Here is a 15,233-nt window from a genome sequence, read left to right on the forward strand (position 1 = left end):
CAGGTCCGGGCCGCGGCGCGGCGGCTGGCGCGACGGGTTGCGCAAACCTCGAACCGCCCCACCCTGGATCATCGATTATACCCTGTTTCACGTCTCACGCGTATCCCGTGGCCCGCGAACGCTTTCTGGACAGGGTTACGAGGAAAGCGGCGCCCCGCCTCCGCAGGTCCGTGATCAGTTCGATCCGGCCTCCGTGGGCCTCGATCAATTGCCTCGCGATCGTCAGCCCCATACCTCGACCGCCCTCCTTGCGGGTGAAGAGGGGATCGAATATCTTTTCCGCCAGCTCGAACGGCACGCCCGGCCCGCTATCGGCGAAGACCAGCTCGCAACGGTCACCCGTCCCTCGCAGGGTCAGCTTGATCCGTGGCGATTCCGTCCCTTTCATCCAGTCGAGCGAGTTCGATGTGAGGATCTGGAGCAGGCTGTAGAGGTTCTCGGGGCGCATCTCGCTCCGGAGCACGTCGCTTTCCTGGATCACGAGCTCCATCTCGACGCCGTGCGCGGCGAGGAGTGGCGAGACGAGCTGTCGAAACGACCTGGCCTCCGCCACGAGGTCGATGGCACGCCTCCTCTCGGCACCGCCGGTTGCGGCGGCGATGACGCGAAGGGTCTCGTCGATGCTGGACAGTGAGGCATCGAGCCCGGTCATCGAATCCCGCACTTCCGGTATCCTTCTGTGGGCCAGGACGGCCTTCATGCGTTCCAGCTCGTCCCGGATTCGCCTGAGTTCATGGGGGATGACCGGCAGCATTCCTGACGTCATCTGACCGATCGCCGCGATGCCCGAATAGCCCTCGACCAACTTCTTCCGATCGGTCGCGTCGCGGAGCGACTGCTCCTGCAAACGCTGCCTGATGCTCCGGAGCTCCTGGCCCATCTCTCGATCAGCTTTGCTGGCTAGCTTCTCGAGCTTCGCCGAGATGGAGTCCGCCTCGACGGCCCGATCATCGCCCGGCCTCGCGCCACGCTTGACCGGATGCCGGATCGACTGACGTTCCGCCTCGATGCTCTGCAGGACGAAATTCACGAGCCGGCGGAGGCTGTCAAGTGCCTGATTGTTGATGAGACCTTCACGGTTGGTCTGGTCCATCAGGTCGGGGTTACTGTCCCGCCCGATGTCGATGAAGCCGATGACCTGGTTGTTGCTCAGCCTCTCGACCGGGTTGTTCACCCGCCGCTGGTCGAGCCGTAACCAGTCATCGTGCGGCTCCCCGTATGGCCAGACCCGGAAACCATCACGGTAAATGCTCACCCCGGTCCACTCGCGGAGCCATGCCCTGACCTCCATCCTGGGCCCGATCCGGGCCAGGGATTCCCCCTCGAGATCGAACGCGAAGATGTGGATCCTGACCGGCCCGCAGGAAAGCTCTCCCTGCCCGTTCCAGCGCTGGGCAACCGGCTTGCGGTCGTTCAGGGCGATGGTGACGGTCTGCTCCCCGTCGAACTGGGCCTCTAAGCGGTAGGGTGCCTTTTCCAGGAAATCGTGTCGCAACTCTCCCGAATATTCGGGGAAGTCGTCGGATTCGATGTGGATGACGAAACGGTCCTTGTCGGTGCGGAACGGAGAGAGCAGGCGAGAAAGTCGCAGCGAAAGGCGGCGGAACATCCGCTCGGTCCACTGGGATCGCAGGCCGCCCATCCTCAAGATCGTGCCATGGCCCTCGATCTCGCGTGCCGGGCGAACTTCCCAGCGATTCAGCACGTCGGCGAGCATAACGGCGTCATTATCGAACTGATCCCAGTCGACGACCGCGTGAATCTCTTCCGGATGCCGCCGGCAGCGCGACACCATCGTGAGCTGGCGGGCCAGTTTATCGGCGGCGAAGCGTCCGACCCCCTTCTCGCCGAGCACTCGTCGCCCGAGCTTGGTGATTTGCCGGCCTTTTCCGACCTTGGTGCTCGCCGCGGGCTCCATCCACCTTCCGAGGAGCGTTTCGAGATCCATGCCGTGCCCGTCGTCGCGGATCGAGATGAACCCGTCCGGCCCGGTCACTCCCTCGAATGAGATCGTGACCTTGAGCGCGTCCGCGTCGTGCGCGTTCTTCACCAGCTCGCTGATGGCGACCACCTCGTCGCTGATCAGTTCCTCGCCGATCAGCTTGAGGAGTCGTGCACGGGGCTGGAAGGCGATGCTGCCGTTTCTCGCACCAACACTCACGGGGTCAGCTCCTTTCGAGGGCGCGCCGGAAGCTGCGTGCGATCGCCTCGGCGAGCACGGGCGGCACCGCATTACCCAGCTGGATCCACTGCTCCGACGGGGAGCCGCAGAAAATATAGCCGTCGTGGAAGGACTGGACGCGGGCGGCCTCGCGGAGGCTGATCGACCGCACCTGCGTCGGGTGGATGTAGCCGTTGCCGTCCTTCGCGAGGTGGGCCACGATGGTCTTGCAGGGGCGGTCGCCGCGGAGCCGCGCATACTTGTCGTCGAACACGTCCCGGCGGTAACGCATCAGGTCACCCCGCCCGTGGCGCTCAAGGGCGTGGATGCTGTCCTCGCCGGGCCGCAGCATCGCGTAGAGCTCGAGGTCGCGAGGGTTGTGGTAGCGCACCGTGTGCTGGTAGAGCAGACGGGAAGAGCGGAGAATGCCGAACTTCGTCAGGTAGCGGCGGAAACGCGGATCGGCGGCCGGCTCCGGATGCTCCCAGCCCTCGATCGAGACGCCCTCTCCGGCGCCCCGCTCCGGCAGGTCAAAAATGGCCTCGTTCAGGGTTAGCGGCGGGAGCGCGTCGTGGTCGTGTTCGGGACGCCGAGTATCCTGATAATCCGCGGAGGGCTGCACTGGCATGACCTTGAGCCGAGACGCGACGAGGAATAGCCGGATACGGTCCTGCGGGACGCCGAAAGCCGAGGCATTGAGACGCCAAATCTCCGTCTGGTAACCGCCACGCGCTTCAAGCAGCCTTGCTGCCGTGTCGAGGAAGGAGTCCTTCTCCTTCTTCGCCGACTTCATCCCGGGTACATTTTCCAGGAGGAACAGCTTCGGCTTGAGGACCAAGGCCGCCTCGATCATCGTCTCGTACAGGTGGTTTCGATCGTCGTCCTCGGGTCGGTAACCAAGGAGCGTCTTCTTCGACCGGAATCCCACCGAGGAGAAGCCCTGACACGGCGGCGACCCCGCCAGAACGTCGAGGGGCTTGTCGCCGGCCAGCCTCTGCAGGTCATCCGCGGTCAGGGAGCGGATATCCTGCACGATCACCCGATCATCGGGGACGGCGGGATGATTCAGGCGGTAGGTGCGAGCAGCCATCTCGTCCATCTCGACCGCGGCCAGCGTCCTGAAACCGGCCCGGGAGAATCCCTCGCTGGAGCCGCCCGCCCCGGCGAACAGATCGATCACGGAAGGCGCATCACTCTGCAAGGCACGGCCCGATTCGGCCGAACGGTAGTACCTGCAGAGGTTGCGCAGCTCGCATTTCTCGCAGAGTGGCTTCGGGCTCTTGCAGATGGCCCGCCCGTGCTCGACAAGGTTGACGTGGAGGGAGTAACGCAGGTTGGGCGGGATCAGCTCCGCCAGCTCACGCTGGAGCTTCTTGTGGTCGAGTCCGTCCAGCAACAGGCCCAGCTCGCGATAGGGGCCTATCCGGCTGAGCACGCGCCCCACGTGCGTGTCGGCCGGGAAAACTCTGCGGCCGAAGGAATACATCATCACGCAGTACGCGCTCTTCCGCTGGATCTCGGGAAGCTCGCAGAGGAAGGCTTCCAGCTTCTCGTCCGACCACTCGCGGGCCGGCTCCAGCGTGCATGAGCCGAAGGTCTCCCGTAGCTTGCCGAGGGCGGCGTAGAGCGCAACGGTCTTCTTGCCCGAAAGGCCGCCCGAATAGACGAGGCGTTCGACCTCGCCGCGCGGGGCGTCGAGCAGCTCGTCCCAGGTTGAAAAACGCGATTTCAGAGCCTCGAAGGCTTGCTGGTATGCCCCCTCCCGCGTATGGCGGGCAAGCAGGATGTAGACCAGCTCGTCGGTCGGATCGGCCTTGTTCCCGAGGTTGGGGCTGCCGTAAAGGACGGCGAGGATCCTCGCCACCTCGCGCAGGTGGCTGATTCCGGAGTCCAGCCGCTCCTGCAACTGCTCCGCGGTCACGCCCGATGCCAGCGTGAACCGCCCGGTCTTCTCCGCGAGTTCCCTGAGGAGACGCTTGCGCCAGCCGACCACCTCGGGCGGGAACGCCCGGATCCGGTTCCAGAAGTCCCGGCGCTCGCTCGGGTGTGCTGTCCAGCCGGTCAGGTCCGGCGCTACCGGGGTAACATCCTCCTCGACGGCCGGGACCGGTTCGAGTTCGTCCATGTCAGTGCCCGGGCCGCGCTTCTTCATCTGATCGCTTTCCTTGCTTCCGATATCCCTGCTGAGGGCGCGGACCGATCACGGCAGCCCCTCGCTCATGTTTCCGGGCTGATGTCGGGTTCAAAGGTCGACGGAATGCCGATCGCTCCAAACGTCGGCACCGTCGTCCCCTGCATTCTCGCAGGGTCTCCTCCCCACCGTCCAGGCCGGACCGGTCGAATTATATCGAGACTATTCTGCGCCATTCCTTCCACCGTCGCGCACGATCAGGATCTCCGGCGGGTATGATTTTGGTCGTGCAGGCCGGTTCTCGGATGTTCGCGGCCGAGGACGGATTTGCGTGATGCGCGTAGCGTACCGTATATAAGCAGGACATCAATGATTCGCCGTTGTCCATGACGGTCGAGTTCGCATGCTATCTGGGGTTTTGTTCACATCCGACCGCTCGTCAGGAAGTCACCGATCGGATACAATCAAGCAGCAGAATCTCGGACTTGGAGCCAGAGAGATGACCGAGCAGGCAGCAAGATCCCTCGCGGCCGTCGTGGGCGGCGACGCGGTTTTCCCGATGCCCTCCTCCAGGACATGGGGTGTCCTTGTCGGGCGGGCAGACAGCCGACTGGCCGTCGTCGAAGACCACGCCGGCTGGGTATATCGCGACCGGAAGTCATACGACTCGTACCAGCAAGACGGCGATGCCGACTCGCTCCTCGAAGCCCGCGAATGGAGTGAGTGGGACGACGGCGAAGAATGGGCCCGAGGCTTGAGCGTCATCCTCGGCTCGGAGGAATACTGGCACTCGGGCGGCGGCATCTGGCTGGTCTTCTACAAGCGACCGGACGAACGATTCGCCGTCATCGGGTCCGAGTCAGGCGGGGTCTACGCTAGTCGCGAGGAATTCGAGGCCGACGAGTACGGAGAGAAGGCCGAGAACCACGCCTTCGTCTGAGAGGTTGGGAACGATGGCAGCCGTCGAGGAAGCTCCTCACGGCTAATCAGTGGAGCTGTCGATCAGCCGGAAAGTGAGCGATGAAATTACTTGTTCTTGATGTGGAAGGCACCCTGTTCCGAACGCACATTCGGCTGCCGGGAGCTCACATCGACTCCACGATCTGGCAAGCCATTGCTCATCGGCTTGGCGAAGATGCCATCCGAGAAGAAGTGGCCACTCACGATCGATGGGCGAACGGGCAGTACCGCAGCTATCTCGATTGGATGCGCGAAACGATCATCATTCACCAGCGTTACGGCCTAACCGCCCCAGCTTTCCGCGAACTGATCGATGCCGCCGAATATAACCCAAATGTCATTGAAGCCCTCTCGTCGATAGACAGAAGCCTGTACGAGCCGGTTATGGTCAGCGGTGGGTTCAGGGAGTTGGCGGCGCGGGCACAACGCGACTTGAGTATTGTCCACGCCTTCGCGGCATGCGAATACTTTTTCGGTAACGATGGACTGCTTCAGACCTTCAACCTGTTGCCGTGCGATTTCCACGGCAAGATCGACTTCATCCTCCTGATGCTCCGCGAATATGGGCTGGGTAAGGATGACTGGGTGTTCATCGGTGACGGTGCCAACGACGTGCCGATTGCCAAGGCCGCCCCCGTGTCGATCGGCTATCGCCCACATCCCAAGCTTCGCGACGTCGTGACGCACTCCATAGAAGATTTCGCGGAACTCCTTGAACTGCTGCCTTGAAGAGGCGAATCGGAGAAGGCGGATGGACGTTGATTTCGTAATCGTAGCCGCACTTAAGGATGAAGCAAATGAGATCAAGGGCTTGCTGATCGATGCCAAACCGGAGGATACGTATGTTGTCGGCAAAGTCAAGCGGTGGAAGGATCGCGGCGAGTACCGCATTGCCATCATCAACCTACATGAAGGGATGGGCGCGCAGCACGCGGGGCCGGTGACGCAGCAGGCTATCGCTGAACTCCATCCCCGGGCTGTTCTCATGACCGGGATCGCTGCAGGGTTCCTGGAAAGTCGCGAGAAAGTGGCCCTCGGCGACCTGATGGTTCCCTTTGGTATCGTCCCCTACGAGTTGGCGAAGCTCGAGGGTGCCAAGGAGGGTCGGTCGGCTAGGACGGATCATCGAGGGATTGCCTGGGCGGTCTCCGAGATGCTCTGGCGAACGGCGGCCAACGTCGCCGAGGACCCGGAACGTCCGTGGCAGGCCCTCATCACGGCGGCCCGGCCCGATGGCCTCGGGGAACCAAGGATCCATGCGGTCGCGGACTCGGTCCTCGGATGCGGCGAAAAGGTCGTAGCCGACGAACTGGCCGACGTGAGGAAGTGGTTGCTCGAGACTTATCCTCGCCAGATCCTCGGCTTGGAGATGGAATCGCATCCCGCGCTTGGCGCCTGCCGAATCTATGACACCCCATTCCTCGTCGCCAAAGCCTCGGCCGATCGGGCGACGGTCGACAAGGACGACGGCTGGCGTTCCTACGCGTGCCAGCTGTCCGCCGGGTTCCTCCTCACGGTTATCCAGCGGTACGAAAGGCCCCAAGCGGCTCTACTGCTACGACACACCCGCGACTGCGAGGAAATCGCGAAGACGATTCGCGAGCGCCTTCCCGACGTCGACTTCCAGTACAAGATCCGCACGGCGGTCTCGTTCGAGCAGCTCCGACGCGGAACTTACGAGGCTGGAGAGAGGGATCGCACGACTTTGGTCCCAGGTGAACTTCACCCCAACGTCGTGCTGTACAGCGGCGGGGGGACCGGGAAGACGACGATCACGAAGCGATTGTTCTGCGACGTGCTCGCTGCCGACTGCATCCCGGTCCTGATCGATCTCAAGCGGTATTCGCAGGAGTACCCCGACGGTGAGGCACCGGCGGCTGGCCAGGAAGGGATCGACGCCATTCTGCAGGTTGCCACATCGCCCCGCCGCTCGGCCTCCGAGATTGAGGCACTTGCCGCCCAAGGGAGGCTGGTCCTTCTGGTCGATGGCGTGAACGAGGTGTCGAAGGTGGCGCTGGCCTCTCTCTTGGCCTTCTATCAGGACCTCCGGCGCGGGCCCGGCACATACGCGATCTGGATGAACCGCCTGACGGCAATCGAGGACCTGCGCCCCGCCCCGGTCCACGCGACGGTCGGTAGCGTCTCCCCGGAAGTGGCCGAGCGATGCTTCGATGACCGGTTCGGGCAGGGCAGATTCAAGTCGCTCAGCGGTCGGCTACAGACGATTTACCAACGCCCATTCTTCCTGGACCTCGCGATCCGCTCCAACCGGCCGTTCACCGCGAATCGGCTGTGGAGCGAGATGTTCCACGAATTCTTCCGTGAGCATGTTGGGCTATCCGAAGTGCAATTGACTGCGATCGCCCTGGCCACACGCGATGCCATCGCAGCCGACGGGAAGCTCAAGCTTTCCACGCTCAAGCAGGCGATCGGAGACCCACTCTGGGCGAAGCTAAGTGCAGCTGGAGTCGGGGTCGTGGACGACGAGGCCGGATTCGCCCACCATCTCTGGCGGGACTACCTCGTCGCCAGGGCCATGAGCGTCGATCCGGCATGCTGGACCGAGAAGGCCTTCGACGCCGCGACGACGTTCGGTACTTCGGTCGAATGCCTGACGATGGCTGTCGAGCAGATCGCGGACGTCGTCCAGAAGATTGCCTTCGTCAACGCGGTCTACGACTGGAGCTACTCCGCGGCCCTTGAATGCATCGCGAAGTCCGGTGAGGGCGAAGAGGCGGAGAGGAAGTTACCTGAGTGGTTCCGCGAGGCGATTCTCGCGGTGGTGGCGGAGAAGCGGTTCGACTCGGTCGAGAGGACCCGAAGCCGCACGGAGCGGCTCCTGACCCAGTACCCCTTTACGAGGCCATACCTCGACGCACCCTCCCGGGATGCGATGGTTGACCGCATCCGAAACCTCGAAGGCGACGCGGATGAGCTGGGTATCTGGAAACGGCTTTACTCCCAAGCGCAGGGAACGGGCATAGCCGCGCCGGACATCGAGCTGATAGCGTCTCCAAACTCGTTACTGGGATGGACCGCTGCGAATCTGGCCAGACGCGGAAGCATCACGGCTGCGGAGGTCGACCGAGTCTGCTCGATCTACAGAGACCACCTCGGACCCGACGGCAAGCGGAGCGTCCGGTGGCGTGCGGTCCATGTATTGGGGGCGAACCCCAACACATCCGGGCTCGCCGTGCTTGAGGAGGCGCTCGAGCAAGATGAATATCACTGGGTGGCGTACGGGGCTGCGAGATCCCTGGTCGAGTCGGCAGCAAAGCTGACCGGAGACGACGGGGCACGTGCACTCGATGCGCTCTCTCGATTCGTAGCGGGGGAGCGCGGAGGCAAGGCCAGATCGATGATCCTGCAGGAGATCGTCGAGACGTGCTTCATCGACGACTCGGCGCCCGGTTGGGCAGCCTCGGCTGCCCTGCTGATCGATCAGATCGCGGAGCGGTTCGCCCCCGAAGTACGGCGGGGCGTAGTGGCTCGTTCGTCGGCGTTCCGAGAGAAAAACGGAATGGACGGGCATGCCGCCGCGGCACCGAGCATTGAGCAGACGCGGCCGGTCTCAACACCGGTCGTTAACCCAGCAAATCCACGATCCGCTTGACCTGCTCCTTGCCCAGGCTGGCGACCAGCGGCTTCATCGCTTCCATCGCGTCCAGCAGTTCCGAGTTGCCCGATGGTGCGGGCTGCGGCGGGGCGAGTAGCCCTCGACGGCGGCCTTCGGCTTCCGTCTCGGCTTACCCTTGGGCTCCTCGGTCAGAACCTTCTTCTTGTCAGCGGACTTCACGGCGCTGAAGTGCTCAGGGCTGACGTCGAGTCCGAACTGGCTCTGGATGTAGCCCGCTCCCACCTGTGGCCCGTCAAAGCCGGCAGCGATCGCCATCCTGACGGCGTCTGACTTCGAAGTCGGCACCCTGCGGCCGTGGGCGTTGCGGGGCTCCTCCGCTTCCTCGACGGGATCGGGCTTCGCTGCTTTCTTGGCCATGGGTGCCTCGGAGTCTTGGCGATGTCGCGAGATCGCCCAGTTTAACAGGCAGGCAGTGATGCGAAACAGTGGGATTGCGCCGCGAAGAAGAACGGATGAAAAATTGCTTGCGCTTGCGTGCAACCTGCACTAGGGTGATTTGCATCGGGCCGTGGTGCAGTCGAGGGCTACTTATTGGAAAGCGAACCTTCGACGATCTTCCCGGCTCTTAAGTTTTGGAGGGTGGTGCAGATAAGGGTTACTTCGACTTGTAATCGCGTGGTCGCGGGTTCGAGTCCCGCCCGGCAGATCGACCTGCCGGTAGCTCAGTTGGATAGAGCACGTACGTGCCTTTATCGTCTCTTCCCCCTCCTCTTGAACCATCGTGCGGTGGTGCAGGCAAGGGTTACTTAGCCAAACCGGTGACGCAGGTTCGATTCCTGCCGGTCCTCCGGGGCCGTCGTCTAGTGGCAGGACACCGGAAACGTACCTTTGTCGCTACTTCCCCGCACGGTTTCCGCAACAGGGCGGTGGTGCAGGATAGGGATACTTTGGATAGAGCGCCGGTTCGCCGGAGGTCGTGGGTTCAATCCCCACCTGAGCCGCGAGGTTCAGTAGCTCAGTTTCGTCCCTCTCCGAATCTTCCCCGCCCGCATTTTTTGGGTATTTGTATGGCTACGCTGAACCGACTGAAGAAGATTTTCACCCACGAAGGCGCTCCGGCAGCCCGGATCGACCCGTTGGCCCAGCTCGAACGCTCCGTCATGTCCTGCCTCCTGTGGGAGTCGGAGTTCTACGAGGACGGCCAGACCATCGGGCAGCGGATCGCTGAGCTGGTGAAGGCCGTGCCCGCCGAGGACGTCGCCCGCGTCGCCGCTCAGGCGAAGGAGGACATGCGCCTCCGCCACGTGCCGCTCCTGCTCGCCCGCGAGCTGATGCGGACGAAGGAAGGTCGTGCGCAGGCCAAGGGCCTCTTCCCCCGTGTCATCCTTCGCCCGGACGACATCACCGAGTTCCTGTCGATTTACTGGAAGGACAACAAGGACGAGCCGCTGGCCAAGCAGGTCAAGCGCTGGTTGGGCGACACGTTCCGCAAGTTCGACGAGTACCAGCTGGCCAAGTACAACGGGGGCCAGAAGGCGGTGAAGCTGCGCGACGCCCTGCGGATCACCCGCCCCAAGCCGGCCAATCTCGATCAGGCCGAGCTGTGGCGCAAGCTCGTCAAGGGCGAGCTGGCCACGCCGGACACCTGGGAGGTCGAGCTGTCCAGGGGCGGCGACAAGAAGGCGTCGTGGTCCCGTCTGCTCGCCGAGGGCAAGCTCGGCGGCTTAGCCATGCTCCGCAACGTCCGCAACATGACGAAGGCGGGTGTGGCCGACGAGGAAATCCGCGCCGGACTCCGTAACCTGAAGGCCGGTCGCCTCCTGCCGATCAATTTCATCGCCTCGGCTCGCCACAATCCCCTGTTCGAGCCGGAGCTGGAGGGCAAGTTCTTCGAGTGCTTCGCGGGCCGCGAGAAGCTGGGCGGCAAGACGATCATCCTGGTGGACGTGTCGGGGTCGATGGATTCCGCGCTGTCTGCCAAGTCCGAGATGCGGCGGATGGACGTCGCCTGCTCGCTGGCGATGATCGGCCGTGAGATGTTCGAGGATCTTCGAGTCTTTACCTTCTCCAACGCCCTGGTCGAGGTGCCGGGACGCCGAGGCTTCGCCCTGCGGGATGCGATCACGGGTTCCCAGCCGCACGGAGGGACGGAACTCGGGAAGGCGGTCGGTTCTTTGCCCGCCCGCGACCGCTTGATCGTCATCACCGACGAGCAGAGCCACGACCCTGTCCCGCAGTTGAAGGGATACATGATCAACGTGGCCAGCAACAAGAACGGCGTCGGGTACGGCCAGTGGCTGCACATCGACGGCTGGTCGGACAAGGTTCTCGACTATATCGTGAAGTTTGAGTCTGCCAATGAGTAGGCAGTTTCTCGGCAAGGAGGCCGTTCCCATCTACGGCTGGACCGACGGTGTCCAGGTCGAAGAGAAGGCCCTCGGCCAGCTTCGCAACGTCGCACGGATGCCCTTCATTCACCACCACGTCGCGGTCATGCCCGACGTCCACTGGGGGATGGGGGCTACCGTCGGTTCGGTCATCCCCACGGTGGGGGCGATCATCCCGGCGGCGGTTGGCGTGGATATCGGCTGCGGCATGATGGCCGTTCGGTCCGGGCTGGTGGCCAGAGACCTACCGGACAATCTGTTTGCCATCCGTTCGGACGTTGAGGCGGCCGTCCCGCACGGGCGCACCGATAACGGCGGGCCGAACGACCGTGGGGCGTGGGGGACGCCAAGCGATGACGCTGTTGCGGTCTTCTCCTCCCTGCGGCAACGACTGGCCGCAATCGTCGCCAAATATCCAGGCCTCGAGAAGTCCGCTAACCGCGCCGCGAACCACCTCGGCACCCTCGGCACCGGCAACCACTTCATCGAGCTCTGCCTCGACGAGAACCAGGCCGTCTGGGTCATGCTCCATTCGGGCAGCCGTGGCATCGGGAACAAGATCGGGACCTACTTTATCGAGCGGGCGAAGCAGGAAATGAAAGGGTGGCATATAAATCTGCCCGATGTCGACCTCGCGTATCTTCGGGAAGGCTCGGTCCTATTCGACGACTACGTCGAGGCCCTGCTTTGGGCACAGGAATTCGCACAGGCGAACCGCGAGGTAATGATGCGAAGCGTGCTGGCCGTGCTCGATCGGCATTTCCCCGGGAAGCTCGGAAACGTCGGCGAGGTCGCGGTCAACTGCCACCACAACTACGTGGCCAAGGAGCACCACTTCGGGAAGAACGTTTGGTTGACCCGCAAGGGTGCCGTCCGTGCCCGCGAGGGCGACCTCGGCATCATCCCCGGCTCGATGGGGGCCCGGTCCTTCATCGTGCGTGGCAAGGGCAACAAGGAGGCTTTCTGCAGCTGCTCGCATGGAGCGGGCCGAGTCATGAGCCGCGGCGAGGCCGTGAAGCGGATCAGCCTCGAGGATCATGCCAAAGCCACCGACGGCATCGAGTGCCGAAAGGATGCGGACGTGCTCGACGAGAGTCCGGCGGCCTACAAGCCGATTGAGGCGGTCATGGCGGCCCAGCAGGACTTGGTGGAAATCGTCTACGAGTTGAGGCAGGTGGTATGCGTGAAGGGCTAACGAGCCGGTCGGGTAGCTCAGATGGATAGAGCGTCAGATTCCGAATCTGGAGGCCGCGAGTTCGAGTCTCGCCCTGACCACCAACCCATGACCCCCGCCGAGCTACGGGCCGTCTGTGACTCCCTGAACGACGAACGCGGAACGGGCGGGCAGACGAATCTCGCCCGACTTCTTGACTGGGATCCTTCGACGATCCGCCGCAAGCTGGCCGGCAGATCAAAGATTACGAGGTCCGACGAGATGGCAATCGAGCGGGCGTTGCAGAAGACAAATGAAACCACAAACAATTCCTGAGTATTTATGAGTTCGGTTACCGTTCCCCTGTATCACTACGCACTGCTCAAGGGCTACCTGGCCGGGCAGAACGCACCGTCCGAGGCGTTGGCCGCCGTCGAAGCCCTCTACATGGCTGCCATTCAAGGTCCGCTCAGGGCCGATGCTCTGGACGCGATCCAGGCCGTTAAGGAAGCAGCCGAGAGGCTGGCAGGGATGGCCGCGACCCCGCCGACGGTTCAGATTTCGCAAGCCAAGACAGAGCTGCGTATCGACGATCAACTTCAGTCAGCAGAGTTCCATTTGCCACCGCTCACCAGGCGAGCCCTTGAGAAGGCGGCTGAGCGGGTTACCGCGCCGGCGGCATCCGGCCAACCTCAGACCGACGATGACAAGATCACGGCCTTCCTCGAAGCGAAAGCTGTCGAGCAGTGTCCGCCCGCTCATGCCAACGGAGATGGCCATGAAGTCGTGGTAGGGCTCGCCGAGCCGAAGAAACGAAAGGAATGGTCGCCAGAGGCACGTGCTGCCGCTGCTGAGCGGATGAGGGCCCGACAAGCTGCTGGTCTCATCGGAAGACGGAAGAATGAATCGTCTCCGGAGCCCGCCTCCCCTCCCGAACCGGCCTTCGAGATCCGCAAGGCTTCGAAGCCGGAGCCTGAACCCGCACCGGAGCCCAAGCCTTTGCCCGCCGTCGACCCTTCCCGCCTGATCACGGTCCACACCGGATTTGCCGGGAAGCGCGAGGATGGACAGCTCCGAGATGAGGACTGGCCGGACATAAAGCCCCGCCTCGCCAGAGGCGAGACGAAGGCGGCGATCGCCGGAGACTACGAGGCCGAGGTTGATGACCTGGACTATTTCATCGCGTCCTGCCAGCGGCGAGAGGCCAAGCGATCCCTGGGGGAAGCCCCCGCGCCACTCGCAAGCTAGGCGGGCGGCGCGAGCCAACGGACGACGACGACCATGAGAAGATCGATGCCTTCATCCGCAAGAAGGGCGTGACGCTGCTGCCGGGCATGGGAACGAAGGAACTGGCGGAGATGAATCGCCAGCGGGAGGAAGCATTCCGGGCGATGACATCGCAGGAAAAACGTATCGCCATGGGGCTGGCGCAGCGTAAACGCGGCCGTCCGGCGACCATGACGCCGGAGCAAAAGCAGGAGCGGCAAAGGGAATACCAGCGAAACTACCAGCGCGAGCGCCGCGAGAGGCAGAAACAAGCATGAAGCCCCGCAAGCCCTCGAAACCCCGTAACCCCATCGCCCGCGCCGTGCGGAAGATCAGGCCGAAGGACGAGCCGAGGGGGGCGTCGGGGCATCCGGACGGTCATACGGCTTGCCGACCGCGCCGATCTCACCGGTTTAACTTGGACGCAGGAATACTGCCGGTGTCTAATGCCTGTTCAGGAGAGCTGGACGAGGTCCCGGGCATTGAGGCCAGCGCTCATCTGCGACATCCCAGATAAAGTGGCAGCAAGGGCCTGAGCGGGAGAATTGCGATGCCGTCGATCGACCAACACGACCAACGTCGCAGTCGCTGGGTGTCGCGCCGACAGATTCTCGGCGCTGGCGCCGGATGCCTCGCCCTCCTCCTCAAAGGAGTCGCCCCGGCGGAGGAGGAGACGCCACCACGCCCCCGCTTCCTGCTCGCCTGGGGACGCCGCGGCAAGGAGAACGGTGAATTCTCCGCGAATGTCGGCCTCGCCATCGGCAAGGATGACGTGATCTACACCAGCGAGTTCCGCAACCAGCGCGTGCAGAAGTTCACGACCGAGGGGAAATTTCTCGGGACGTTCCCCCTTCAGACCAACCCCGGCGGGCTTGCCGTGGACCCGAAGGGTAACGTGTATGTCGGCTTCTGGAACGCCAATAAGGTGGCGGCGTATTCCCCCGAGGGAAAGTTGCTGCGGGAATGGGGCAAGAAGGGCACGGGTGACTGCGAATTCCAGTTGCCGGGCTCCGTGGCGTTTGGGCCGGACGGCCTGCTGTACGTGCCCGACCAAGGCAACAGCCGCGTCCAAAAGTTCACTCCGGACGGCAAGTTCGTCAGCAAGTTCGGCGGGCACGGCAGCCAGCCGGGTCAGTTCGGCGGCAGCCAGCCTGTCGGCGGCCGCTTCGCCGGGCCGCAGTTCGTTGCCTTCGACCGCGCCGGCAACGTCTACACGACCGACGCGGGCCTGAACCGCGTCCAGAAGTTCACGCCGGAGGGCGAACTGCTGGCCCACTGGGGCAGCGCGGGGCCCGACCCCGGCGGCTTCGGCCCTCCGCCACTAGACAAGAACGGCAAGCCCATCACGGGCGGGCCCATCGGCATCTGTGTGGACCGGCAGGACCGCGTCTGGGTGAGCGCCACGAACCACCGCGTCCAGCTCTTCACGAATGCGGGCAAGTACCTGTGCGGCCTGGGCCTGGACGGTGAGGGCGAGGGACCTGGTCAGTTCCGCACGCCGCACGCCCTGGCGTTGGACAGCCGGGGGTGCTTATACGTGGCAGACGTCATGAATGGTCGGGTGCAGAAGTTTGCGGTGGATTAAACCAACGGGTGGA

11 protein-coding genes and 1 tRNA gene are annotated in these 15,233 nt (G+C 63.5%); 9 read left to right on the forward strand and 3 right to left on the reverse strand.

Features of this window, described 5'->3' with window-relative positions; translation table 11 throughout:
• Nucleotides 1–94: 94 nt before the first annotated feature.
• Nucleotides 95–2,161, reverse strand: a complete 2,067-nt coding sequence (locus P12x_RS26120) for a sensor histidine kinase (RefSeq protein ID WP_435007959.1) — start codon at nucleotides 2,159–2,161, stop codon at nucleotides 95–97.
• A 4-nt stretch (nucleotides 2,162–2,165) separates the two neighbouring features.
• Complete coding sequence (gene dcm / locus P12x_RS26125; protein ID WP_435007960.1) at nucleotides 2,166–4,313, reverse strand: DNA (cytosine-5-)-methyltransferase; 2,148 nt, start codon at nucleotides 4,311–4,313, stop codon at nucleotides 2,166–2,168.
• A 478-nt stretch (nucleotides 4,314–4,791) separates the two neighbouring features.
• Here dcm and P12x_RS26130 point away from each other — a divergent pair, with 478 nt between their 5' ends.
• From P12x_RS26130 to P12x_RS26140, 3 genes are all read left to right on the forward strand, one after another.
• The gene (locus P12x_RS26130) at nucleotides 4,792–5,232 is read left to right on the forward strand and encodes a hypothetical protein (protein WP_435007961.1); all 441 of its coding nucleotides are present in this window, start codon (nucleotides 4,792–4,794) and stop codon (nucleotides 5,230–5,232) included.
• Nucleotides 5,233–5,312: 80 nt separating this feature from the next.
• Complete coding sequence (locus P12x_RS26135; RefSeq protein ID WP_435007962.1) at nucleotides 5,313–5,981, forward strand: HAD family hydrolase; 669 nt, start codon at nucleotides 5,313–5,315, stop codon at nucleotides 5,979–5,981.
• 22 nt (nucleotides 5,982–6,003) lie between these two features.
• On the forward strand, nucleotides 6,004–8,865 hold the full coding sequence (locus P12x_RS26140; RefSeq protein WP_435007963.1) for a hypothetical protein: 2,862 nt from the start codon (nucleotides 6,004–6,006) through the stop codon (nucleotides 8,863–8,865).
• A gap of 33 nt (nucleotides 8,866–8,898) precedes the next feature.
• On the opposite strand, the gene P12x_RS26145 is transcribed toward P12x_RS26140, so the two are convergent.
• Entirely contained in the window at nucleotides 8,899–9,246 is a 348-nt protein-coding gene (locus tag P12x_RS26145; protein ID WP_435007965.1) for a hypothetical protein, read from the reverse strand.
• A 650-nt stretch (nucleotides 9,247–9,896) separates the two neighbouring features.
• Between P12x_RS26145 and P12x_RS26150 the strand changes: the two genes are divergently transcribed.
• From P12x_RS26150 to P12x_RS26175, 6 genes are all read left to right on the forward strand, one after another.
• Complete coding sequence (locus P12x_RS26150) at nucleotides 9,897–11,195, forward strand: TROVE domain-containing protein (RefSeq protein ID WP_435007966.1); 1,299 nt, start codon at nucleotides 9,897–9,899, stop codon at nucleotides 11,193–11,195.
• Nucleotides 11,188–12,411 (forward strand): RtcB family protein, encoded by a 1,224-nt coding sequence (locus P12x_RS26155; protein WP_435007967.1) that lies wholly within the window; start codon nucleotides 11,188–11,190, stop codon nucleotides 12,409–12,411. Before P12x_RS26150 ends, P12x_RS26155 begins: the two co-directional genes overlap by 8 nt.
• A gap of 6 nt (nucleotides 12,412–12,417) precedes the next feature.
• A tRNA-Arg gene (locus P12x_RS26160) sits at nucleotides 12,418–12,494 on the forward strand.
• Between the two features lie 217 nt (nucleotides 12,495–12,711).
• Entirely contained in the window at nucleotides 12,712–13,617 is a 906-nt protein-coding gene (locus P12x_RS26165) for a hypothetical protein (protein WP_435007968.1), read from the forward strand.
• Nucleotides 13,618–13,685: 68 nt separating this feature from the next.
• Nucleotides 13,686–13,913: a hypothetical protein gene (locus P12x_RS26170; protein ID WP_435007969.1), complete on the forward strand. Its 228-nt coding sequence runs from the start codon at nucleotides 13,686–13,688 to the stop codon at nucleotides 13,911–13,913.
• 272 nt (nucleotides 13,914–14,185) lie between these two features.
• A complete protein-coding gene (locus P12x_RS26175; RefSeq protein WP_435007970.1) occupies nucleotides 14,186–15,220 on the forward strand; it encodes an NHL repeat-containing protein in 1,035 nt (344 codons plus the stop codon).
• Nucleotides 15,221–15,233: the final 13 nt, after the last annotated feature.

It is taken from the genome of Tundrisphaera lichenicola (genome assembly GCF_051175385.1).
Lineage (GTDB): Bacteria > Planctomycetota > Planctomycetia > Isosphaerales > Isosphaeraceae > Tundrisphaera > Tundrisphaera lichenicola.